Source organism: Companilactobacillus heilongjiangensis (assembly GCF_000831645.3).
Taxonomy (GTDB): domain Bacteria; phylum Bacillota; class Bacilli; order Lactobacillales; family Lactobacillaceae; genus Companilactobacillus; species Companilactobacillus heilongjiangensis.
Genome location: NZ_CP012559.1, coordinates 2,237,070 through 2,259,688, shown reverse-complemented (window position 1 = coordinate 2,259,688; position 22,619 = coordinate 2,237,070). Strand labels below are relative to the sequence as shown.

Genomic DNA, 22,619 nt, shown 5'->3' with positions numbered 1-22,619 from the left:
GATGAGTTTTTTTGTCCTTATTTCTTCCGCAGGTTGGCTGATCTAAAGCAGGGATTAGCATTATTTTATTAGCTTAATATTTAAGTTTTTGTATATAGGTTTTATGATTGCCATACGAACATATGTACGATAAACTGTAACCAATCAGATGAAGAAGTGAGGTAGTAGTGGGATTTCTTTCAACTTACAATTTACCAAATGAAAGGTATTAGTGATTTGGTTTTTTGCTTATAGTCAATGAATGCTTGTCCATAATGACCTTCCAAATATTTATCAGCTGTGGGTATATAGGAAAAAATAAACGTACATAAGAGCATCAAAGGTATTAGTAATGACCAAAGATTACCAGTGACCAGAGCAAATCCCAGCACCCATAGAACGTCTCCAAAATAGTTAATATGGACGGCATATTTGAACAGTCCACCGGTATATAATTTCCCTTTGTTATCGGGATTGTCCTTGAACGGTTTACGTAACAGCTCCGATATGGAATTTACGAGTGATCCAAGTATAAATAGAATCCAACCGCTCCAAATCAGTCTAGTGGAGCCCCAGATGGCTAGAATTTGGAAGATAAGGTAATAGAGTGCAAAGGCAGAACTATTGCCTAGAGCTTCTTTCCAGCTGATTCCTCGTGGCAGCCAAATGAACATCATGCAGTTTAACCTAATAAAGATTATGGCGATAAGAATCTGCATGTTGATAGATACGAAATTGGTGAGCTTAGGAAATACAAATAGATAGTCGATGATGATGTATATTATTTGAGCTACTAGAATGAAAATTTTAGCAGACATAGTTTTTTTGTGAATACCGTACATAATTGCCTCTTTTAAAATTAATTATCTTGTTACATAAAGTTTGAAACAAAGTATAGTTCACTTGCAAATGATAAGTCCAAAAAAGGCAGTGATCCAATATCAGATCACTGCCTTATAGTGTAAAAAGTTATATAGAAATTAAATTTAATCAGCGTAAGGCAAGGCATCGTTAGAAACATCTTCTTTGTTTAAAAGAATGATATTCTCACCTTTTTGCTTGCGCATTTCGATATCGTTCTCACCCCAAACACAGAGTTCCTCCAAAATTTTGTTCAATGAGTGACCATAGTCTGTCAAAGAATATTCAACTTTTGGTGGAATTTGGTTGTAAACCTTGCGAGTGATAATTCCGTCATCTTCTAGTTCACGAAGTTGTTGCGTCAACATTTTTTGAGTGATGTTGGGGATGGCGCGGCGTAATTGACCAGTGCGCATGGTGCCATGTTTTAAGTGACAAAGAATAATTGGTTTCCACTTGCCACCAATAATTCTCATAGTTGCCTCAACACCGATATTATAAATTGCCTGTTTCATAAGACGTCATCCTCCCGATTTCAGTAAGTGTATCTTAACATCACTAATTATTCTTAGCAATTTTCCAAGTCTAAATCTTTGGAATTAACTGTCGAACTTTCCATTTTCATCAAAACCCAAATGAGCACGATACTGGCGATCAACATGATTATACCAATAAATGGCGTGTTCAGAATTTGATGATGTGCAACAGCAAAACCACCAGCAGTTGAAGCAAATGAGATTCCAACGTTGAAAGCAGAAATATTTAGAGCTGATGCCAAAGGAACTTCATTAGGAGTATATTTTTCAGCCAATTGAACGATGTAAAGTTGTAATCCAGGAACGTTCATAAAGGCAAATAAGCCCATCAATAGAACAGCCAGTAAACCTAAGAAATGTAGGTTGATCGTAGCTCTAATTACAAGTAATGCCACACCTAGACCAATGAACATTCCCATTAGTGCACGCAAAGGATTTTTATTAGCCCAACGACCACCGAGTGTGTTACCAATAGCTACGGCCACACCGTAAAAAATCAAGATGATAACGATGGCACTTTCAGACCAGCCCATATTTTTATTCAAGATTGTTGTCAGATAGGTATAAACGGGGAAAGTTGCTCCGTAACCTAAAGCTGTGATAACCAAAATCAAGAGTAATTGAGGTTGTTTAATGATGCGCCAGATACCTTTAACACTAGTAGGCTTAGGCAATGGCAATTCATTTGGTACGAGGATAGCGTTGCTGACAAGTCCAATCAATCCTAAAGTAACTAGGAAAGCAAATGACATTCTCCAGCCAAAAGTTTGGCCGATGAAAGTCCCGATTGGAACACCAGTAATAGTGGCAACAGTCAAACCAGTAAACATTACTGCAATGGCAGAAGCACGTTTGTTTGGAGCCACAACATCAGCGGCAATTAACGAAGCAATTGTCATGAAAATTCCGTGTGACAAGGCAGCAATGACACGACCAGCCAATAAGATGGCAAAGTTTGGTGCCAAAGTAGCTAAGAGATTTCCTAAAATGAAACTAACCATGATACCAATCAATAACTTTTTACGATTCCAGCGATTAGTAATCAAAGCTAAAACTGGTGCGCCGAACATAACACCTAATGCATAAATGGAAACAGTCAGACCACCCTCAGAAATAGAGATGCCGAAAGTTTTCGTCAATAAAGGCATAATGCCGACACTGATAAATTCAGTTGATCCAATCGCAAAGGCACTGATAGCCAATGATAAAAGAATCCAGTTTGGAGATATTTTTTTGTTCATATTATTTTCGCCCCTTTAAGTAAAAATTGAGTATGTGTAACATTATATGGGGTTAGAACAAATAAACAATTACGTACTTTAAAGTGCAGTAGGGACTAAAAAGTACCTACCCCTTTAACTGTTCACTGCCGCCTCCAGTTGTGAGGGAATGCCACGGCTGTGCGACCGGTCCGAGCCAAGGTCTCGAACCTCGATTTTGAGCTTTGCATAGACCACAAATCTCAAAATACGTCGGTGGGGTAAGTCCTTTCAGAACTAACGCCACCTGCACTGCACGTGGATTTCCTCACAACTGGAGGCTATAATATTTTTAGTTTTACTGCAGATTTTATAGTCTCAATTTTGAATTTGATTTGTTTTGTGAAGATTAGAACGATGCTGGAAATGTTAAACCGTAAATTACTTTAATGGATTATTTTTTATGATTCATTCATTTTAGTTGAGCTATCTAATATCAAATTAACTTGGCTAAAAATAAGCCAGCTGGAGAATTCGAGGAATGGAGACCACTGTGGCAGTGGTGTTAGGACGGGTGGTTTTCCCGTTCTTACAGCACAGGACGTCTTTTGAAATTCGAGTGGTTTTCTCGAAGTTCAAAAGCTAGGGTCGAGACCGTACTTTGGCTCGAGCCGGTCCTCATAGTGGGACTCCATTCCTCGAATTCTTCAGCGTCAAGGAACGGCTACATTAAATATTTCTAATAAAATTATTGACATATTAATCTGTGAATGTTTTACTAGTCATTGTAAATTGAAAACGAGGGGAACTTTATTATGAAAATGAATAATAATCTTAGCTCACATTTAAATAGTCAATTTGCCTTTAGCTTTTTCTTTAGATAGCGTTTGTATCCGGTCATTGGATACGAACGCGTACGTGTTCGTATCTATCGATTGGCTAAAGCTTTTAAGCATGTCATTTAAAGCCAGATAGATACAGGGTTGAATCTATCTGGAGAAAATATTTGGGCCCAATTATTTAAACAGTTAGATTCGTATCCGAATCTAGCTGGTTTTTTTTATACTTTTGGGAGGGTATTTTCATGAAAAAAACATTAATCGGATTATTAACAATCACAATGGCAGCACTTTTATTAGTCGGCTGCTCTAACAAAACGGCATCATCAGATAAGAGTCTAAACGTTGGTATTTTACAAATTGTTCCACATGGATCACTCGATGCTGCACGTAAAGGCTTCAAGGAACAGTTGAATAAAGAAATTAAGCAAAATCATAAATCAATCAAAGTTAATTACAATTATCAAAATGCTCAAGGTGACCAATCGAATTTAAACTCGATGGCACAACAATTAACACAAAAGAAGAGTGATTTGATTTTAGGAATCGCCACACCTTCAGCACAGGCTTTAGCTAAGAAGACTAAAACGACACCAATTGTTGTCACAGCTGTTACTAATTTGGAAAGTGCTGGTTTAGTTAAAAATGATAAGAAGCCTGGTACAAATGTCACTGGTACGAAGGATCTTGGTCCGGTCGACAAGCAAGTTAAGTTATTGACGACGATGACTAAAAACGACAAACCAATCGGTGTTTTGTACAATTCATCCGAAGAGAATTCTGTTTTGCAAATCAAGATGGTCAAGAAATACGCTAAGAATCACAATTTGAAACTAAATATCGTCAGTGTCACAAGTACCAATGATGTTGCCAGTGCTTTGTCAGGATTAGCTGGAAAAGTTTCAGGTATCTACATTCCAACTGATAATTTGATGGCAAGTTCCATGAAGACCGTTGGTAAAAAAGCTCGTGAAGCTAAATTGCCAGTCGTTACTGGTTCAATCGAAATGGCTGAAGATGGCGGTACAGCAACTTACGGAATCAACTACCACGACCTTGGTAAACAAACAGCTAAAATGGCTTACAAAATTTTGATCGACAAAAAGAAGCCTCAAGATATGCCAGTTGAAACATCACACACATTGAGACTTTATGTAAACAAAGCTAATGCTAAAGCAATCGGCGTTAACCCTGATCAAATTCAGAAGCCATAATTAAAATTTTTTGGAGGTAGAAATATGCTTATATCTAGTCTTGGACAAGGATTACTGTGGGCGCCGTTAGCGATTGGTGTCTTCATCACATTTAGAATTTTAGATATACCTGATTTGACGACTGAAGGCAGTTTTCCCTTTGGTGCTGCCGTTGCAGTCAGTCTGATGTTAAAAGGACAGTCAGCTATTGTTGCTGCTTTGGCAGGTTTCGTTGCTGGATGTTTGGCGGGACTGATAACGGGAATTCTGGATACTAAATTACACATTCCTTCACTTTTAGCCGGTATTTTAACAATGACTGGTTTGTACTCAATCAACATGCACATCATGGGTAAATCTAACGTGCCGCTCTTGAATGAAAAAGTTTTGACCGAATATTTGCCAGCTGGTTGGAGTTTAGAAATCCAAACAATCGTCTTGGGATTAATTGTTACCGGTATCGTTGTCACAATTTTATATTTAATGTTCAAAACTAGATTAGGTTTGTCACTGATGGCAACTGGTAATAACAAGAACATGTCGGCTGCCAACGGAATCAACACGGATGGGATGATTATCTTCGGATACATGATTTCCAACGGATTCATCGCTTTATCAGGTGCATTAATCGCTCAAAGTAACGGTTACGCTGATATCGGCATGGGAATTGGAACTATCGTAATTGGCTTGGCATCAGTGTTAGTCGGAGAAATTTTCCTACGTGGACACAATATTTTGACTAGATTAATCGCTATGGTCGTTGGGGCAATTGTTTATCGACTACTCTTAACGGTTGCCATGGGACTAGGGTTCCCACCAGATGATTTGAAAATTTTATCCGCAGTCATCTTGGTAATCGTAATCTGCGTGCCAATTATTCAAACAAGAATCAGAACGAAACGTCAATTGAAGAAGTATTTAGAACAAATGGAGGATAAAGCTGATGAAGGTATTACAAGTGAAGCACCTACAAAAGGTATTCTTTCCCGGGACTGATAATGAACGCCACGTTTTGAAAAATATTAATTTACAAGTAGATGAAGGCGACTTTATATCCGTAATAGGTAACAATGGTGCCGGAAAATCAACTTTGCTAAATACCATTGCTGGAACTTTGCACGCTGATGCCGGAGAAATTGACCTAGCATCTCACAATGTTTCCAAAAAATCGATTGCTTACCGTTCACGCTGGATGTCGCGAGTGTTCCAAGATCCAAAAATGGGCACGGCTGGTGATTTAACAGTTATGCAAAACTTAGTTTTAGCCCAAAGTCACACGAATACCATCAACTTGAAGTGGTACCAAAGAAAAGGCGACGTCGAAGAGTATCAGGAGTTGTTAAAGACCTTGAACATGGGACTAGAAAATTTCATGGATACACAAGTTAAATATCTTTCAGGCGGTCAAAGACAGGCATTGTCATTGTTGATGGCAACCTTGAGCAAACCAAAATTGTTGTTGTTAGATGAACATACAGCAGCGTTGGATCCAAAGACGAGCCAAGAGGTTATGAAGATAACGAACGAAATGGTTCAAAGAGAACATTTAACGACCATGATGATTACACACAAAATGTCAGATGCATTGAAGTATGGCAATCGCTTAGTTATGGTGCAAGATGGCCAAATTAAGTTAGATGTCAGAGGCGCTGAAAAAGAGAGCTTAGATACAGCTCAATTGTTGCAGGCATTTGAATAGAAAATTTCTGAAATATCCTGTCTACAGAGCTGGGGAATATTCACGAGCAGTGCGTACCAGTCCCCATAGCAGGACTGTATACTGACAATCGGAGACGACACAAATAAAAAGACTAGTTACTGAAGTAGGATTCAGTGACTAGTCTTTATTTGTATAACCCATTTATCAGGGGGAAGGATGAGTTACAACTTGTTTTTTGAATGTGAATCATTCTATATCTATGTTTTTTATATGAAGATTAACTTTATAGGGGGATAAGTTAAGGCTTTTTGATTTCCTTTAACTTACAAATACATCATAACCAGAAAATGTGAAGAAATTATGATTCCAATGTTCCGAAAATGAGAAGTTTATTTATTTTTTTCGTCTCCGGTTGGTGTGGCTGTCGTTGTTTTTTAAAATAGTGTACTGATTGTCATCTATTAATTGTGAACTCAAAAATATTCTTTGTGGAACAACCGATATTAATATACTTTTATTGTGCAAAGAATTGGGAGATACCGGCATTTTTGAATTTAAAATAACTTCAAAATTTATAAACTAGAAAAAATTAGATTTGATAAGATTTTTAGGTATTACAAATTTAGATAGTTTTTTAAACTAGGAGGGAACATCACACTATGAGGTTTAAGCAAATAAAAAAAGCCCCAGACTCAATTATGAGGAAGAAATTGGTTGTGGCATCAGCACTTGCACTTGGGGGAGTTGCAATGCTGGGGACGGCAACAATCGTTAATGCAGAAAGTGTACTTAGTAGTAGTGAGCAATCATATGTTAAAGAAGCAAATTTAAGTAATTCAAATCATGATGAAATGGGTTCTAATACTAAAGAACAGATTGATTTTGAATTACCAGATGGATTAGGTAAGGACGATGTATTAGATTATGGAAAAGATGGTACTGCAAATTATATAATCTCTAAAAAAGGTACTTTATATTTTCTCAAAGGAGAATTGTCCGTTACTGATACTCAAAATATAGGTAGAAAATATGGTCAATTAATTAAAAAAATTGAAACGCGTTTTGCCAGTTTCAGTTTAAAAACCCCAGAAAATTAATCATCACTATTTGCAGATTATTTTTCAAATGTTATTGAGTTTGATTGTTGGGGATTAGATTTAAGCGAGACTAAAAATGCTTCTTTAATGTTTGCTAATATGACATCATTGAAATATATGGATAGCCTAGGGATATCAGGATCAGGTAAAGAATATGTGACTACAAATATGAGTGGAATGTTTAAAAACGATAGTAATCTAGAAAGAGTATTTTTAAATAGCAGTTTGGATACAAAGAATGTGACTGACATGTCTGAAATGTTCTCCGGTGTTTCAAAATTACAGAATTTGGATATTTCTGAGTTTGATATGAGAAAAGTTACGAATTCTAATAAAATATTTGAAGGGACTAATTTAGAAAGAATTACATTAGGAGCTAGAAATAAATTTTCTAAGAAGGATGTTATACCCAATAAGAATAAATTAGTGTGGAGAGCTATTGATGAGGATGGCAATTTGGAGAAAGACATGACATTTTCTTCGTATGAATCAAATGGCCATACTTTGTCCGAATATTACGATGGTATGGGAAATAAAGGACGTCAAACTTTTATTGTGAATTATCATGTGCTAATAATTCCAAGCAATTTGGGTGATCAAGTAATTGAAAATATTACTGTTAATTCTGGAAATAGTGTCAATGTAAAAGTGCCAGTTATAAAGGGCTATACAGCGGACAAGAAAGATGTTACAGCGTTTATTAATAATTATGGAACTATTACAACTGAAGAAATAGTACATTATACTTTAAATTCCAAACCTTCTGAGTCAAATAATGGAGGATTACAAAAGCCTTCAAACCCATCTGGAACGGGAAACAACTCTTCATCGCAAACTAAACCACAAAAAGATAAAAATAATACAATAAAAGCTAATGTAACTATTTCAACAAACTTAGGTGATATTAAAGTTCAAGTTTCTGGTAAAGCTAATGAAAAGAAAACTGTAGATGTACCTCAAACGGATGGATACACATCGGATAAAAAGACTGTTACTGTCTTAATTAATGCAAATGGAACTGCAACCACATCTGAATCAGTAAAGTATATAAAAAATACTACTGAAGTTGTTAGGAAGAATACCTTAATTACAACATTTAATGATAAGGGCAATGTTATTTTGTATAACTTAGATGGTACAAAATTAACTAGGTCTGATAGAATGTTGGCCTCAAATACTGATTGGTTCAGTGATCGACAGGTAACGATTGATGGAATATTGTACTTGCGCGTTGCGACTAATGAATGGATTAAAGGTTCAAATGTTTATAGCTATCAATCAAATATTGAAAATGTTAAAACTAAACGACTTGCAATGTTAGTTAATACTCATGGACAACGAGTAAAAGATAGAGCATTACAGACTGGAACAAGTTGGTTTACAGATAGAATTGTCATGATTAATGGAAATAAGTATTATCGAGTAGCAACGAATGAATTAGTTTCTGCAGATGATATTTATTAAAATGTAAAAAAGAACATTCCTGATTAAGAAAAGGAATGTTCTTTTTACGTTCAATTGTAATATTAAATTTTAAGAAATCCGTTTATTAAAATAAATTAGTTGGAAGAGTTGAGAGTATTTAGCCGCAGCGAAAGTGGCGTTAGAGCTTTAGCTCTTACACCACCGGACGAGTTGGAGACTTTCCGGTCTTTGGAAAGGCTTCAACCGAGGTTCGAGACCGCACTGTGGCTCGAACCGTGCCGCAGCTGAATACTCTCAGCTCTGGAAACGGCTACTCCAGGTAAATCTTCTTCAATGACTCGATTTCAGAAGGACTAACCTTCAATTCATTTTTGATATACTTATCAATGTTGCCATACGTTTTATTAATAGTCTTAATAGCGGTGGCTAAGTAATTATAATGAACAGTCATTAAGTCTTTAACAGAATTGATAACGTCAGGGTCCTTGTAGCCTTTGGAATCCAACAAGCCTAATAGGTCAGTCACAAATTCTTTGTTAGCTACATTAGTTAATAGGTAATCTTCTTTGATTGTTTCAAAAGGAACGCCCAAAGCTGTGAGCAAGAAGACTGCACCCATACCGGTTCTATCCTTACCAGCACTACAGTGGAAAATCAAAACTTCGTTATCGTTCTTATTTAGTAATAATTGGTTAAAGAATTTTCGATAAGCAGCTTTTGAGCTATCCTTTGTGATAATATCACGGTAAACGTCAACCATATGTGCATATCCATCGGTAGGATCACCGTCAATTTCAGGAATGTAACTGTCACTTTGTACCTCAGATGACTTAGTTTCATCTTCTTCAAAAACAGGTGCCCAAACGTAACGTACGCCTGCAGGACGCTTGTCGGGTTTCTTATCGATTTCTTGTTTCGAACGGAAGTCCACGTCAATCTTCAAACCGTAATCCTTCAAATATTGAAGGTCTGCGTCAGTTAAGTCAGCTAATCCAGCTGATCTCAAAATCTTGTGATATTTAACCGTTCTGCCATCGGTTGTTTGATAGCCGCCAAGTTCACGGAAATTAACACCTTTTTCAAGGTTTAAAACACGTTCATTATCGTTAGCCATTCTCATTTACCTCGGTTGTTTTTTTCTACGTATCCATTATAACAAAAAGAAAGAGTTACCTTATTATGAAGTTCATTATTGCACCCGGAAAATACAGTAATCATGTTAGCTCGGAAAAAATCGGTCAAGCTATATATAGTGGAATATTACGTGCTCTGCCAAATGCTGAAATTGCGACCATGCCAGTAACGGACAGCAAGGATGGTATGCCAGCTTTGGTTGAGCACACAATTGGTGGTCACTGGAGTGAACTGCCGTTTTTTGATGCCTTTTGGACTAGTAAAACTGGACGATATCTTGTTACTAATATCGACAGTCAAGATACCGCTATTATTGATTCTGAACAAGTCGTAGGTGTAGATTTAGCAAAAAATAAATCGCGTGATCAATTGTTTCATGCGACAAGTTATGGTATCGGCGAGTTGATTGTTGATGCTGTGACGAGTGGAATTCGCAATATTGTTCTTTGTTTGGGGAAGACTGCCGTAGCCGATGGTGGCTTAGGAGTCTTACAAGCGCTTGGAGCCAAGATTTATGATGAATCTGGATCGTTGATACCAGAAGGTGAAAATCCGCTGATAAACGTTAATAGAATCGATTTGGAAGATGTCTATGAATTGTTGGGAAAAAGGACACGGATAAATGTTCTGTTAAATTTCTCAAGTTCCTACCGACTCAGTGATACTGTAGAGTATTTGAACGAGGCGCAGGAAAGTTTTTTGGAAGATAATTTAGTTTATATTACCGAAAAAATGAATCAGAAGTATAATTTAGATATACACCCGATGCCACATTCGGATTCAATTAAGACGTTGGCAGGGGCGTTAGCAATGATTAATGCACGGATTTCACGCTCGTCATTTGAGTGGGTCGCTAAAGTTACAGGGATGAATGACACCATTCGTTCGGCGGATATATTGATTACAGCCACTGATAAAATTTCTGGAGATTCGATGCATGATGATATTTTGTATCACTTGAGTCGGGTGGCAGGATCAGAAAAAATTCCTACGTTTGTTTTGTGCAATAATTTCGTTGATAATTTTAATAATTATGAACAACTATTCACAGGGATATTTTCCACACAGATGACGGAATATGACGATGAAATCACAATTTTTGAAAACTATGAATCCGTAGCCAACCAATTGGCACGAACTCTTTTAGCTTTTAAATAGTTATTTCATTGAATAATATATATGAATGCATTAATCTTAAAACAAAGGATTTTCAATAAGTGCATTGGAGGATTGAATTATGGAACAAGATTATAAGAGAATTTTGGTTCCGGTAGATGGATCAAATGAAGCAGAAATGGCTTTCAAAAAAGCTGTCACAGTTGCCAAAATGAACGGTGGTCACATCGACGTTTTGACTGTGCTAGATACAAAACAATTCATCGGTTTACATGGTGGAATGCTTAACGGGGACGTTATTTACCAACTATCCGAAGATGCCCAAAAATATCTTAACGAATTAAAAGAGGGCGCTGTTAAGGATGGTTTCAAAGAAGACGACATCGACATCCACGTTCGTTTCGGTGAACCAAAGACAGTTATTTCCCAAGAATTTATCGAAGAATACAAGAACGATTTGATCATGATCGGTTCAACAGGTATGAATGCAGTCACAAGATTGCTAGTAGGTTCAGTTTCAGAGTACGTTACAAGAAATGCTAGAACCGATGTTATTATTGTTAGAACTGATATTGATAATAAGAAATTGGTGGATAAGAAGCACAAGAAATAGAGAGTGGAGCAAGCCCGGGAATTTCCGAGCATTTGCGTAGCTTCACGGATTATCCGCGTATTTTGCGGATGATTTGGGAAGGTATGCAAAGCGGAAGAAATTGGCTTGTGGAACTCGTTTCAGTTAGAGAGCGGAACAAGGGCGGTCAGCTCCCGAGCATTTTCGTATTTAAGTGAATTGCACGCCGATTTTGCGTGTGATTTGCTTAAATATGAAAAGCGGAAGGAGTTGCCCTTGTGTAGCTCGTTTCAGAGCCACTGCCTATATAAAAACGGGCTAAAACTCAACTGCCTATATAAAAAGTTTTAAAACCCACTGACCAGATGGCAAATGTTTTAAAACGAAATCACTTATCCATTTCAAAGCCCTAACCAAAAAATACGAAAAAAAATAAAAAGCTGGCACAATGCCGGCTTTTTTGTTGGAGGAAAACCATATGAGATGTGAATGGGCTAATAGTTCTGAAGAAATGCAGTCCTATCACGATAATGAATGGGGCACACCCAATCATGACGAACGTTATTTTTTCGAAATGTTAACACTAGAAGCAGCTCAAGCTGGACTTTCATGGGCAACAATTATCAAACGCCGCGAAACATATCGAAAAGCATACGATAATTTTGATATTGATAAAGTAGCTGCCTTTGACCAAGCCAAAAGAGATGTATTGCTTCAAGACAAAGGTATCATTCGCAACCGTCTAAAAGTCGATTCATCCATCAATAATGCCAAGTTAATTCAGGAAATGCATCAACACGGAGAAAACTTTTTTGAATATATTTGGAATTTTGTTGATAATAAACCAATAATTAATCATTATAGTGATATGAGTGAAGTGCCTGCTCAAACCGAATTGTCGCAAAGAATCAGTAAGGATTTGAAAAAACGTGGTTTTAGATTCGTCGGTCCAACAATAATATATTCATATTTGCAGGCAGTCGGCGTGATCAATGATCATGTGGATGCCTGTGATTTCAAGTATTAATTAGTATAATAGTACTGTGCCGTTTCCAGAGCTGATGAATACTCGCAGCTCTTCCAACTAATTTATTAGGATTGTTAAAATAATAGTTATATTAAACTTTTGTTTTTCAATCTTGAGAGACGTAATTTAAACATTTACAGAGTTAAAGTATAATAGATTATTAAGAAGACGTTATACATAAGCGACAGTAAGAACCAAAAACAAACAAGCAACCTTTAGCAATATGGAGGAGAAATATGAATTCTGAAACAATTAGTAAATTAGCTGAAAAGCTATATGAAGATCGCAATAAGATTGAAGAAAAGTCACAAACATTCGAGGCTCAAGCAGTCTACGATATTTTGGACTCACTAGAAGTTTTGAGAAAGCCTATCAAGGAATACTTTGATATGACTGAAGATGACTACTACCAAAATGAATCAGATCACCGTTTGACTTTACAAAGCCCAACTCACAAATTGAGCGAATTGCATGACCGTGTTCAAGTAAATCACGTTGATGGTTCTTTGGATGCTCACGAAATCAACTTTACTTACAATCACGAAGATCCATATGCTGGCGGAGACTATAAAGTTAAAACTGATCTAAATTTGGTCAGCTTTGCTTTTACTGTTATTGGCGCTGTTTATGACAATACAATTGTCGCTGATGTCAGAAACTCGCTTTCAAAAGACGCTGTTCTTTCAATTGGACTAGCAGCACACGCTATTGAGGCTTGGCAATAATTATGAAATTAATATCAGTCAATGATTTATCATTGCAAAACAATGGCTACTTTGCATTCAAGCATGTAGCTTTTTCTTTATCCCAAAACGAAATAATCGGCATTAACGGCGACAATGGCAGTGGTAAAACTCAGCTTTTAGAGGCAATCGCTAATTATCAAACACCTGACAGTGGCACGATTGAATACACTCCAGGGGTTAGAATCGGCTATTTGCCCCAAGATAATCCGCAGGTTGTAGATCAAACAGTTGCCAAGTATTTGGAAAATATTCGACGGATTTCAAAAGATTTAGCCGTTAGAAAAGAACAGTTGCAAGGGATGATTACGTTTCTTGGTGTCAGTCCGTACTTGAATCAACCTGTCCGCCAATTATCGCTTGGTTTAAGACGACGGATTGACTTCTTAGCAGCGGTGGCTGGGCACCCTAATGTCTTGTTGTTGGATGAACCATTTGCCTTTCAATCGAAGAAAACTATCAAGAATATGTTGAGTTTGATGCAAGATTTGAAGAAGAATGGCTCAGGCATAATTTTGAGTGCGACAAGTTTTGACAAAGAAGTCAGCCAATATTTGGATACTGGTTATCTTTTGGCTGAGAATAAGCTGACAAAAATTGAATCTACGACGAATAAAGAGTTGAAATGTCGGCTAATTTTTAGCGTGCACCCAAATTCGGTGGCAGTAACTTCAGATATTGAGCGCTACATCACTTCGAATCTCAACAATGTCGTCAAGTTAGATATTCCCTTGGCGTTGAAAAATGCTATGGTAGAGAAGATGACGCGACTTAACTATCATCTAGAGGAGGTTTTATGAGATGAAGGTTAGAATCTTCTTGAAAAGTTATCTGCAACTAATTTTTCAAGATTTCTGGTATTTGACGATGCTTTTTGCCATTATCGTTTTCGGATTGACTGCCGACCATTTGCTCGGAATCGATTCGATAAAAAAATACAGCCTATTGTTGATTGGCAGCTTCTTCTTGTCGCTATTTGCCACGATGAACCTTTATCACAATGACAGTCGACAGAACAAGTATTTAAAGCAGAAAGTTGCCAGTTATTGGGCGGATACATTGAGCCAATTTTTGGTAGCGCTGATTGTAAATATCTTTTCAGGCAGTTTGATTTTTATTTTCAGTCTAATTTTGAACCGCAATATTTTATTAGATACGGTCGGAATTTTGACATTAATTGCAGTCGGATTCTTAGGCAGTTCGATTGCAACATTATTTAAAACCCAATGGGGCCGTCATTCGAGCCTGGGACAAGTGGGCGTGTTAGTTTTCGTCTACTTAGCATTATCAGGCAGCGTGATCAGTTTATTGGATTACGTGGAGTGGTTATTACCTCCTTTATCAAAAATAATAGTAACTTTGCAGAGTAAACCATTCATACCGCAGTTGTTGCCGATTACAGGCCAAACATTCTTATATGGACTAGTTTTGTTCATAATAAGCAGTTTGATATATCGTCCAAAAAAAATGCACTAAAGTGTTGCAATGAGGTAGGTTTTTCTGTTTTAATACTCTGATGGATTAAAGTTGTCGCCGGAGAGTGACTGCGATTTAGTTTGCTGTGAGATATCTCGTATCTGACTAAATCACAATTACCCTCCGGCTAGTATTTTATAGGCTTGTTTGATTATGTTATTTATTAACGTGTGGTATTAGTTAAATATGCCGTCTACAGAGCTGGGAAATATTCACCAGCTGTGCGGAACGGTCCGAGCCAAAAAGCGGTCTCGAACCACGGCACACAAATATTTCCCAGCTCTTCCGACTAGTTAATTAGTATTAATTGAATATAAGAGTATTCGAATGTATTTATACTCAAGTGGGTTTAGGCTATGAAATTTTGTGATAGGTTATCAACTGGGCACCATACGTTATGTATTAATAGATTTTAATTGAGCCTGTAAATTTAATATAAACATAATTTGATGTAATGTAGTTGGGCTGATATTTTTTGAATATGCAATCCAATTAACTGACGGTTAGGTTTCAAGTAATCGTGTAAAGTTATTTATCAAGCGATTATTTAAAGTAAAAGATGAAGGTAATCATCTTGAAAATAACTTAGCCGGAGGTTATCAGAGATATGGGTATGCAGTGAAGGTGGCGTTATGGCTTTAGCCATTACACCACGGGGCGAGTTTGGAGACTTTCCGAATTTTGGAAAGCCTTCCAATCGAGGTTCGAGACCGTACTTTGGCTCGGACCGGTCCCCACAGCAGACCCATATTCTCTGATGACCGTAGGCGGCACAACACAAATGATAGTTTTCAACTTTAGCTCTGACGAAATAAGGAGGGCATTTATTTAATGAGTAATATTTATTTGCGTCAATCAACCCTTGACGATTTGCCAAGAATTATTAAAATCATCGATAGTGCAAAGAAAACCTTACGGAACCGTGGTGTTAACCAGTGGCAAAATGGTTATCCCAATGATGAGATTTTGGAACAAGATATTCAAGAAGATATAAGTTATGTTTTAATATTAAATGGTAGAGTTGTCGGAGTTGCTGCATTGCAACAAGGCTACGATCAGAATTATCAAGATATGACTTCTGGGTCATGGGCAAGCAATTCTGACGTAACGTATTCCGTGATTCACCGTATAGCGATTGAAGCTGATCACCAAGGCGAACACCTCAGTTCAGCATTAATTCAACAACTATTAACAATGTCATATCACCTTGGCTACTGTGATGTCAGAATCGATACGCATCCGGACAATTTAGTCATGCAACACATTATCGAATCCAGCGGTTTTGAAGAAAAAGGAACGATTACGATGGACGAAGATCTTGGTGTAAGAAAGGCATACCAAATTCTTTTGAAATAAACTTTGAAAGATAATTTTTCACATTTTTGATATATAATTGAACCATAATTAACCATCGTTAAGATGGTTTTTTTATTATATCTAAAGGTTAAAAAATGAAAGCTTGATGTAGCCACGTTATAGCGTTTCTAACTGAGGTTATTATAGAAAATAATTAGTTGGAAGAGCTGAGCGTATTCATCAGCAGCGAAAGTGGCGTTATGGCTTCAGCCATTACACCACCGGACGAGTTGGAGACTTTCCGGCCTTTGGGAAGGCTTCAACCGAGGCTCGAGACCGCACTGTGGCTCGAACCGTGCCGCACAGCAGATGAATATGCTCAGCTCTGGAAATGACAGAGCAAACTTTCAACCTTTAGTACTATATTTATATCCGTGGTTTGGATATTGGGAGAACTGCAAATTGAAAATCAAAAATATTGCAAGAAGTGTGCTTACACCTAGACCTTCAGAATTTATTTCAACTCAAACAGATAATTTTTTGAGAAGATTAAAGCCGAGACCGTTTGTCGTTGATTATATCGAAGGTGTTTATAAAAATAATGTCTTACCTAATGTCAATGATGATACAGTTACAATTTCCGTTCTAACTGATACTCATGCTAAAGCCGTTGTCAGTTCTTCCTATTATGGAATCAATGGTATGCGGCATATTATTGAGGCCAATTATGTCAGTGACCACCTAGGAGTCGATCTGAATGTTCATTTGGGCGATTTGATGGATGGCAGCGACAAACCTGAGATAAGTCGGGGTATTTTGAAGTTTGCGGTTGAAAATTATCAGGCAAGCAAGGCCCCATTTTTTATTATTGAAGGTAACCATGACGAAAATGATAAATATGATGAACATCGTTTCTTTAAAACTGCTTCATTTCACCGAGATGACTATGATTCACTAGTAACTAAATACGATTATGAGCAATCTGAGATTCAACGTTTGAATCCCGTTTCGAGAGTAGGCTGGTTCGATAAAGGCAGTATACGAATTGTCTTCATCGATACGAGTGATATTCCTTATATTTTAAGTAATGGTTCCAAGAAATATGATTTCAAGAAAGTTCGTGGAGTCAGGGAACAACAGCTTGAGGATTTAACTACTGTTTTGGAGCGCACTGTTGATAAACATGTCGTTGTGATGGGACATGCAAATATTATCAGTCCAAGTGGACGGAGTGCGTTAAACTTTAATGGTGACTTGGTGCAACAATTATTGGTTGCATTCAATAACAAAGCTTCTGGACAATTGAAAAATGAATTAACCGGAGATTTTGGTGTAAATATTCGCTACGATTTCTCGTCTACCGGCATTTCTAAGGTAACGACTTATATTTGTGGACACATGCATTACGAAAAAAACTACAAAGTTTCTGAAATTAATCATATAATATTAAATTGTTCGGCCCTTATGGGGAAGAAGCACGGTTTAACAACAGACTATAACAAAAAATGGGATAGACGTTATAATGAAATCTCTGAATTAGCAGGGTATTTCATTAATATCGACCCGAATAAACTACGCTTACAGATTTATGGTTACGGAGCCGCAACAAGGTATGTAAGTTTTGAAATATAAGGGAGAATTATTTTATGTGTGGAATTGTCGGATTCGTAGATAAAAATATTGCAGATAAGAAGCCTGTAATTGAAGCTATGATGGATACGATCAAACACCGTGGACCAAACAGTTCAGGTGAACTACTAGAAGGCGACACTGCGTTAGGTTTCCGTCGCTTGAGTATCATTGATATTAACAGTGGTATGCAACCAATTTATAACGAAGATAGATCAAAAGCCGTCATCTTCAACGGTGAAATTTACAACTATCAAGATGTTAGAAAAGAACTAAAGAAAGCCGGACATATTTTTACAACTGATACTGATACTGAAGTCCTTCTTCATGGATTTGAAGAATGGGGTATCGAAGGTTTGTTGAAGAAAATCCGTGGAATGTTTGCCTTTGTAATTTATGATCTCAAGACTGGTGATATTACTGGTGCTAGAGACTTCTTTGGTATTAAGCCATTGTATTATTACAATCGTGAAGGTACATTTATTTTCGGTTCAGAAATCAAATCTTTCTTGAAGGAACCTAATTTCAAGAAGGAATTAAACAAAGCTGCCTTGAAGCCATATTTGACTTTCCAATATTCAGCTATGAATGAAACTTTCTTCAAGAATGTTTTCAAAATTCCTGAAGGCCACTACTTTACATTTAAGAATGGCAAGCTAAGTATCAAGAAGTACTGGGATATGGAATTCAAAGAAAATAACTTGTCATTCGAAGAAACTGTTAAACGAATTGACAAATCATTGCGTGATTCAGTTGAAGAACACTCAATCAGTGATGTGCCAGTTGGTTCATTGCTTTCAAGTGGTGTTGATTCAAGTTACGTTACAGCTATTTTAAAACCACAACATACTTACTCAATCGATTTCGATACAAGTACGTATGAAGAAGGTACTGCTGCTAAGGAATTAGCCGACAAATTAGGCCTTGAAAATACACGTGGTATCGTTACAAAAGAAGAAGCTATTAAGTCACTTCCTTTAATCCAATACTACATGGACGAACCAGATGCCAACCCATCAAGTGTGCCACTATACTTCTTAACAAAATTAGCTAGCCGTGACGTTACCGTTATCCTTTCAGGTGAAGGCGCTGATGAGTTGTTTGCTGGATATGCAAATTATGGATTCCACTCACATTCAAAGGCTATCCGTGTCGTTGCTGAAGACTTGAAGAAACTACCTAAGGGCGTTAAATACAAGTTAGCTCGTGGTTTGAAGAAGATGCCTAACTTCCCAGGAAGATTGCACTTGTACGAATCAACAGCTAAGGCTGAAGAATTCTTTATCGGACAAGCTAAGATCTTTACTGAAAAAGAAGCAGCAGATTTAGTTAAACCAGAATTTGAAAAATCACGTTCAGTACATGACATCGTTATGAGAAGTTACAACAAAGTTCGTGACTATAACGATGAAGTTAAGAAGATGCAATACCTAGATCTTCACCAATTCATGGCAAACGACATCATCCTAAAAGCTGACCGTATGAGTATGGCCAACTCAATGGAATTAAGAGTACCATTCCTAGATAAAGAAGTTGCCAAAGTAGCAGCCGGCGTACCTACAAAGTATCTTTTGAACAGTAAAGATAGCAAGTATGCATTAAGAGTAGCTGCCGAAAGAGCACTTCCAAAAGAATGGGCTAAACGTGAAAAACTAGGCTTCCCAGTTCCAATCCGTGACTGGATCAGAACAAAAGAAGTTTATGAAGACTTCCGTAAGTTGTTCAGTGCCGACTTTGCCGGAGAATTCTTCGACCAAGACGCAATCTTGAAGATGCTAGATGGCTGTTATCGTGGAGAAAACGATGATCGTCGTAAAGTTTGGACAATTTATACATTCTTGATTTGGTATAAAGTTTACTTTATCGATGGTGGTAAGAAACCAGACGTTGATCCTAAGGTTTTTGTACCAGAAGACGAAGAAAAATAGAGAGTGGAGACAGGGCGGTCAGCTCCCGAGCATTTGCATGACTTCACGAATTATCCGCGTACTTTGCGGATGATTTGGGAAGTTAGGCAAAGCGGAAGGAGTTGCCCTGTCGGAACTCGTTTTAGAGCCACTGCCTATATAAACAAATATTTAAGAACATACTAATATTATTAGTGATTTTTGTAATTTATCAAAAGTAAAAGGAGTTGTTTCCAACTTGATGTTATATCAAGCGGGAAACAACTCCTTTTTTTTATTGAATAATTATATCTAAATTTACTTTATTAAAAAAGATATATAAGTCTGCAAATCAACGAGTTCAAAGCTTATTACATAAAATAATATTCTGATATTTGATTATTAAATACAAAACAAAATAAATAATGAAATAAGCTTTATCAAATGATTTATTAAATTACTTATAGCGTTACTATTAAACTGATTACGGATATTTTGACGTCAGAATGAAAGTTTTAAAGAAAATCTGTAACTTGGGTATAGGCATTAAAGGTATTGATTGATATTTGTTATTTGATAAGAGAGTTTATTAATTAAATAGACTTTTCAGGGAGGCAACTAATGAGGTTTAATCAATTGAAAAGAGATCCTAATTCGATTATTAGAAAAAAGCTGTATAGGAAAGGTAAATGTTGGGTGATCTCATCATCTTTAGCATTTGCTAGCGGGCTAATACTTTTGGGTACTAGTGGGATGTTAGTTCAAGCGGATGCTACAAGTGATAATACAACACAAGAAGATAATGTTGTAGTGCAAGGAAACAGTATTCAAGATGGTAGTACTACAAGTTCAAATGATGCTAACGGTTCTGAAAGTGTGGGCAGTGGTCAATCTTCTTCTGACAATGGTGCTGTTACTAAGAGTTTAAACGGAGGGATTGAACAAACAACACAAAATCCCACTAATAAAGTACAACCGGAAAATATTCAGGTTACAAAGAATCCTGTTGCTGATAATGACAATGTATCTCAAGATAAACAGACAAAAGTAACAAAATTTGCGTCTTTAAATGAGGAAGGTGCTCCTACTAAAGATTCAACAGAAACCGGAGCAGGCACTGCTCCAAAGGATATAGTGCCTAATTATAATCCTGACGCAGTTTTTGCTGATAACACGAATAATTCACCAATGTCAGGTACCCAATTTACAATTGCTGATAATCAAATTCCAAATCAAATCAAGCAAGAAGGTATCTATCAAAGTGGTATGGATGGAACATCACCATATTTCATAACTAATGATACACATACATTGTATCTTCTTGATGGAACCCTAGATAAAGTGTATACAGAAGAATTATTGACTAATGATGACTTGATGCTGAATCATATTTTTAAAGTCGATACATCGTTGGCAAAGAAAGTTTATTTCCCAACAGATTCAAGTAATTTCTTTTCCGGTATAACATATGCGAGTACAATGGGTAACACTCATGTCTTAGAAATGGATTTGTCTAAAGCTGATACTAGCAATGTTACTGATATGTCTTATATGTTTAATAATGCGTCAGTTCAGGCGCTTGATCTAAGTTCTTTTGATACTAGTAATGTTACTAATATGTCTTATATGTTTGAGAATTTAAATACAATGAGCGTGCCTAATAGTAATGACATAGAGGCACCTTGCGTTTTAGATGTATCGAGTTTTAATGGAAATGGACTAACGGGTTCCGACGTTGTTGACGGTATGTTTGAAGATACAAATGTCACAACTATAAATATGCCTCATTTTACAATTAATTCAGACGGTGTTGAAAATGCCTATTATATGTTTAATGGAGTTGTTACTGATAAAGTTTCGATTCCTAATTTTGATGGTAGCAAAATTAAGAATTGGGATTACATATTTTCAGGAGCTAATATTAACAATCTAGATATTAGTAATTGGAATATGACAGGTAATTCCAAATATTCCGAGTTTTTTTCAGAGGCTAATATAAAAGAAGTTGTATTGGGACCTAAGGACAAATTTGTTTGGGACGAAAGTATTCCTACGGTAGGTACTGATGTAACAGATGATAGTAAATGGATTAGTATTGAAAAAAATGGGTTAGTTGATAATCCAGAAACGGCATTAATGTTTAGTGCCTATCCACAGGTTCAAAATGACGGATTGAGTAAATATTATGATGGTACTGGTAAAACCGGTGTAAGAGCATTTGTACCAGATATTGATATTGCTAAGTTAAACTTAAATGTTCCAACCATGATAGATGGCAAGAAGACAGCTGATACAGTTTATCCGGACCTATACGTAAAAATTGGTATTCCTGTAACAGTAGATGTTCCCGTTAAGACGGGATATACTTCTGACAAAAAGACGATTGTTGCAACGGTTACAAAAGACGGTATTACCACTGACGAAACTATTAACTATAAGAAAATACCGACAAGCAGTGGAACGACACAAAACATTTTTGTATCTAATAACGTTCAAACAGTCGTAACCTATCCTGACAAAGGTAATGTGACTCTGTACAAACAAGAAGGACAAGAGTTTGTTCCAATTACTGATCGGGTTGTAGAAGCTGATAGTGGTTGGTATACTGACCAGGTTGCCAATGTTGGCAGTGAAAAATCTGATATACAATATTATAGAATTGCCACCAACGAGTGGGTCAAAGCTAGTCAGGCTTACGTATATAAAGCTAATAAGATAATCATTAGAACAACCCCAGGAGCTGCTAAGCAATTGATTCATGCTGAAGGTACTAATGTCACTGACCGTGCATTAAGTTCAGATACTGAATGGTATAGCGATTTAACTGCTGTACTTGGTGACAGTGAGTATTACCGAGTAGCGACGAATGAATTTGTAAATAAAGCTGACGTAACTGTAATTAAAGATATCTAAATAACAATTAGGAAGTATCCAGGATAAACTGGATGCTTT

At 36.8% G+C, this 22,619-nt stretch carries 19 protein-coding genes; 15 read left to right on the top strand and 4 right to left on the bottom strand.

Translation table 11 applies throughout. From position 1 onward, the window contains the following. Nucleotides 1-191: 191 nt before the first annotated feature. From JP39_RS10115 to JP39_RS10105, 3 genes are all read right to left on the bottom strand, one after another. Nucleotides 192-653, bottom strand: a complete 462-nt coding sequence (locus JP39_RS10115; RefSeq protein WP_245626377.1) for a methyltransferase family protein — start codon at nt 651-653, stop codon at nt 192-194. Between the two features lie 312 nt (nt 654-965). Next, a complete protein-coding gene (locus JP39_RS10110) occupies nt 966-1,355 on the bottom strand; it encodes a winged helix-turn-helix transcriptional regulator (RefSeq protein ID WP_041501195.1) in 390 nt (129 codons plus the stop codon). Between the two features lie 53 nt (nt 1,356-1,408). Next, complete coding sequence (locus tag JP39_RS10105) at nt 1,409-2,617, bottom strand: MFS transporter (protein ID WP_041501196.1); 1,209 nt, start codon at nt 2,615-2,617, stop codon at nt 1,409-1,411. A gap of 1,042 nt (nt 2,618-3,659) precedes the next feature. Between JP39_RS10105 and JP39_RS10100 the strand changes: the two genes are divergently transcribed. From JP39_RS10100 to JP39_RS10080, 5 genes are all read left to right on the top strand, one after another. Next, complete coding sequence (locus JP39_RS10100; RefSeq protein ID WP_041501197.1) at nt 3,660-4,628, top strand: ABC transporter substrate-binding protein; 969 nt, start codon at nt 3,660-3,662, stop codon at nt 4,626-4,628. A gap of 24 nt (nt 4,629-4,652) precedes the next feature. Then, nucleotides 4,653-5,603 (top strand): ABC transporter permease, encoded by a 951-nt coding sequence (locus tag JP39_RS10095; RefSeq protein ID WP_041501198.1) that lies wholly within the window; start codon nt 4,653-4,655, stop codon nt 5,601-5,603. Continuing rightward, nucleotides 5,551-6,306, top strand: a complete 756-nt coding sequence (locus JP39_RS10090) for an ABC transporter ATP-binding protein (RefSeq protein ID WP_041501199.1) — start codon at nt 5,551-5,553, stop codon at nt 6,304-6,306. Before JP39_RS10095 ends, JP39_RS10090 begins: the two co-directional genes overlap by 53 nt. A gap of 620 nt (nt 6,307-6,926) precedes the next feature. Beyond that, entirely contained in the window at nt 6,927-7,364 is a 438-nt protein-coding gene (locus tag JP39_RS10085) for a hypothetical protein (RefSeq protein ID WP_041501200.1), read from the top strand. A gap of 99 nt (nt 7,365-7,463) precedes the next feature. Beyond that, nucleotides 7,464-8,828, top strand: coding sequence for a BspA family leucine-rich repeat surface protein (locus JP39_RS10080; protein ID WP_169751885.1), 1,365 nt, complete (start codon nt 7,464-7,466; stop codon nt 8,826-8,828). Nucleotides 8,829-9,099: 271 nt separating this feature from the next. Here JP39_RS10080 and JP39_RS10075 read toward each other — a convergent pair whose 3' ends face one another. After that, the gene (locus JP39_RS10075; RefSeq protein ID WP_041501202.1) at nt 9,100-9,903 is read right to left on the bottom strand and encodes a tyrosine-protein phosphatase; all 804 of its coding nucleotides are present in this window, start codon (nt 9,901-9,903) and stop codon (nt 9,100-9,102) included. Between the two features lie 65 nt (nt 9,904-9,968). On the opposite strand from JP39_RS10075, the gene JP39_RS10070 reads away from it, so the two are divergent. The 10 genes from JP39_RS10070 to JP39_RS10025 all read left to right on the top strand — a co-directional run bounded on the left by JP39_RS10070 (nt 9,969) and on the right by JP39_RS10025 (nt 22,580). After that, nucleotides 9,969-11,081 (top strand): glycerate kinase, encoded by a 1,113-nt coding sequence (locus JP39_RS10070; RefSeq protein WP_041501203.1) that lies wholly within the window; start codon nt 9,969-9,971, stop codon nt 11,079-11,081. A gap of 79 nt (nt 11,082-11,160) precedes the next feature. Further along, the gene (locus tag JP39_RS10065; protein ID WP_041501204.1) at nt 11,161-11,652 is read left to right on the top strand and encodes a universal stress protein; all 492 of its coding nucleotides are present in this window, start codon (nt 11,161-11,163) and stop codon (nt 11,650-11,652) included. A gap of 436 nt (nt 11,653-12,088) precedes the next feature. After that, entirely contained in the window at nt 12,089-12,637 is a 549-nt protein-coding gene (locus tag JP39_RS10060; protein ID WP_041501205.1) for a DNA-3-methyladenine glycosylase I, read from the top strand. 236 nt (nt 12,638-12,873) lie between these two features. Continuing rightward, nucleotides 12,874-13,362, top strand: a complete 489-nt coding sequence (locus JP39_RS10055) for a hypothetical protein (RefSeq protein ID WP_041501206.1) — start codon at nt 12,874-12,876, stop codon at nt 13,360-13,362. Between the two features lie 2 nt (nt 13,363-13,364). Further along, entirely contained in the window at nt 13,365-14,180 is an 816-nt protein-coding gene (locus tag JP39_RS10050; RefSeq protein ID WP_041501207.1) for an ATP-binding cassette domain-containing protein, read from the top strand. 1 nt (nt 14,181) lies between these two features. Further along, a complete protein-coding gene (locus tag JP39_RS10045) occupies nt 14,182-14,856 on the top strand; it encodes a hypothetical protein (protein ID WP_041501208.1) in 675 nt (224 codons plus the stop codon). A gap of 831 nt (nt 14,857-15,687) precedes the next feature. Beyond that, complete coding sequence (locus JP39_RS10040; RefSeq protein WP_041501209.1) at nt 15,688-16,212, top strand: GNAT family N-acetyltransferase; 525 nt, start codon at nt 15,688-15,690, stop codon at nt 16,210-16,212. 402 nt (nt 16,213-16,614) lie between these two features. After that, complete coding sequence (locus tag JP39_RS10035; RefSeq protein WP_041501210.1) at nt 16,615-17,784, top strand: metallophosphoesterase family protein; 1,170 nt, start codon at nt 16,615-16,617, stop codon at nt 17,782-17,784. Between the two features lie 14 nt (nt 17,785-17,798). Beyond that, nucleotides 17,799-19,709, top strand: a complete 1,911-nt coding sequence (gene asnB / locus JP39_RS10030; RefSeq protein ID WP_041501211.1) for an asparagine synthase (glutamine-hydrolyzing) — start codon at nt 17,799-17,801, stop codon at nt 19,707-19,709. Nucleotides 19,710-20,288: 579 nt separating this feature from the next. Continuing rightward, complete coding sequence (locus tag JP39_RS10025; protein ID WP_048699115.1) at nt 20,289-22,580, top strand: BspA family leucine-rich repeat surface protein; 2,292 nt, start codon at nt 20,289-20,291, stop codon at nt 22,578-22,580. The last annotated feature ends 39 nt before the right edge of the window (nt 22,581-22,619 follow it).

What these genes read in the sequence shown, in the direction of transcription:
- JP39_RS10065 (WP_041501204.1), top strand. Translation starts at nt 11,161, where the DNA reads ATGGAACAAGATTATAAGAGAATTTTGGTTCCGGTAGATGGATCAAAT.
- JP39_RS10110 (WP_041501195.1), bottom strand. Translation starts at nt 1,355, where the DNA reads ATGAAACAGGCAATTTATAATATCGGTGTTGAGGCAACTATGAGAATT.
- JP39_RS10100 (WP_041501197.1), top strand. Translation starts at nt 3,660, where the DNA reads ATGAAAAAAACATTAATCGGATTATTAACAATCACAATGGCAGCACTT.
- JP39_RS10055 (WP_041501206.1), top strand. Translation starts at nt 12,874, where the DNA reads ATGAATTCTGAAACAATTAGTAAATTAGCTGAAAAGCTATATGAAGAT.
- JP39_RS10025 (WP_048699115.1), top strand. Translation starts at nt 20,289, where the DNA reads ATGAGGTTTAATCAATTGAAAAGAGATCCTAATTCGATTATTAGAAAA.
- JP39_RS10050 (WP_041501207.1), top strand. Translation starts at nt 13,365, where the DNA reads ATGAAATTAATATCAGTCAATGATTTATCATTGCAAAACAATGGCTAC.
- JP39_RS10070 (WP_041501203.1), top strand. Translation starts at nt 9,969, where the DNA reads ATGAAGTTCATTATTGCACCCGGAAAATACAGTAATCATGTTAGCTCG.
- JP39_RS10105 (WP_041501196.1), bottom strand. Translation starts at nt 2,617, where the DNA reads ATGAACAAAAAAATATCTCCAAACTGGATTCTTTTATCATTGGCTATC.
- JP39_RS10040 (WP_041501209.1), top strand. Translation starts at nt 15,688, where the DNA reads ATGAGTAATATTTATTTGCGTCAATCAACCCTTGACGATTTGCCAAGA.
- JP39_RS10045 (WP_041501208.1), top strand. Translation starts at nt 14,182, where the DNA reads ATGAAGGTTAGAATCTTCTTGAAAAGTTATCTGCAACTAATTTTTCAA.
- JP39_RS10075 (WP_041501202.1), bottom strand. Translation starts at nt 9,903, where the DNA reads ATGGCTAACGATAATGAACGTGTTTTAAACCTTGAAAAAGGTGTTAAT.
- JP39_RS10090 (WP_041501199.1), top strand. Translation starts at nt 5,551, where the DNA reads ATGAAGGTATTACAAGTGAAGCACCTACAAAAGGTATTCTTTCCCGGG.
- asnB (WP_041501211.1), top strand. Translation starts at nt 17,799, where the DNA reads ATGTGTGGAATTGTCGGATTCGTAGATAAAAATATTGCAGATAAGAAG.
- JP39_RS10060 (WP_041501205.1), top strand. Translation starts at nt 12,089, where the DNA reads ATGAGATGTGAATGGGCTAATAGTTCTGAAGAAATGCAGTCCTATCAC.
- JP39_RS10080 (WP_169751885.1), top strand. Translation starts at nt 7,464, where the DNA reads ATGACATCATTGAAATATATGGATAGCCTAGGGATATCAGGATCAGGT.
- JP39_RS10085 (WP_041501200.1), top strand. Translation starts at nt 6,927, where the DNA reads ATGAGGTTTAAGCAAATAAAAAAAGCCCCAGACTCAATTATGAGGAAG.
- JP39_RS10095 (WP_041501198.1), top strand. Translation starts at nt 4,653, where the DNA reads ATGCTTATATCTAGTCTTGGACAAGGATTACTGTGGGCGCCGTTAGCG.
- JP39_RS10115 (WP_245626377.1), bottom strand. Translation starts at nt 653, where the DNA reads ATGTTCATTTGGCTGCCACGAGGAATCAGCTGGAAAGAAGCTCTAGGC.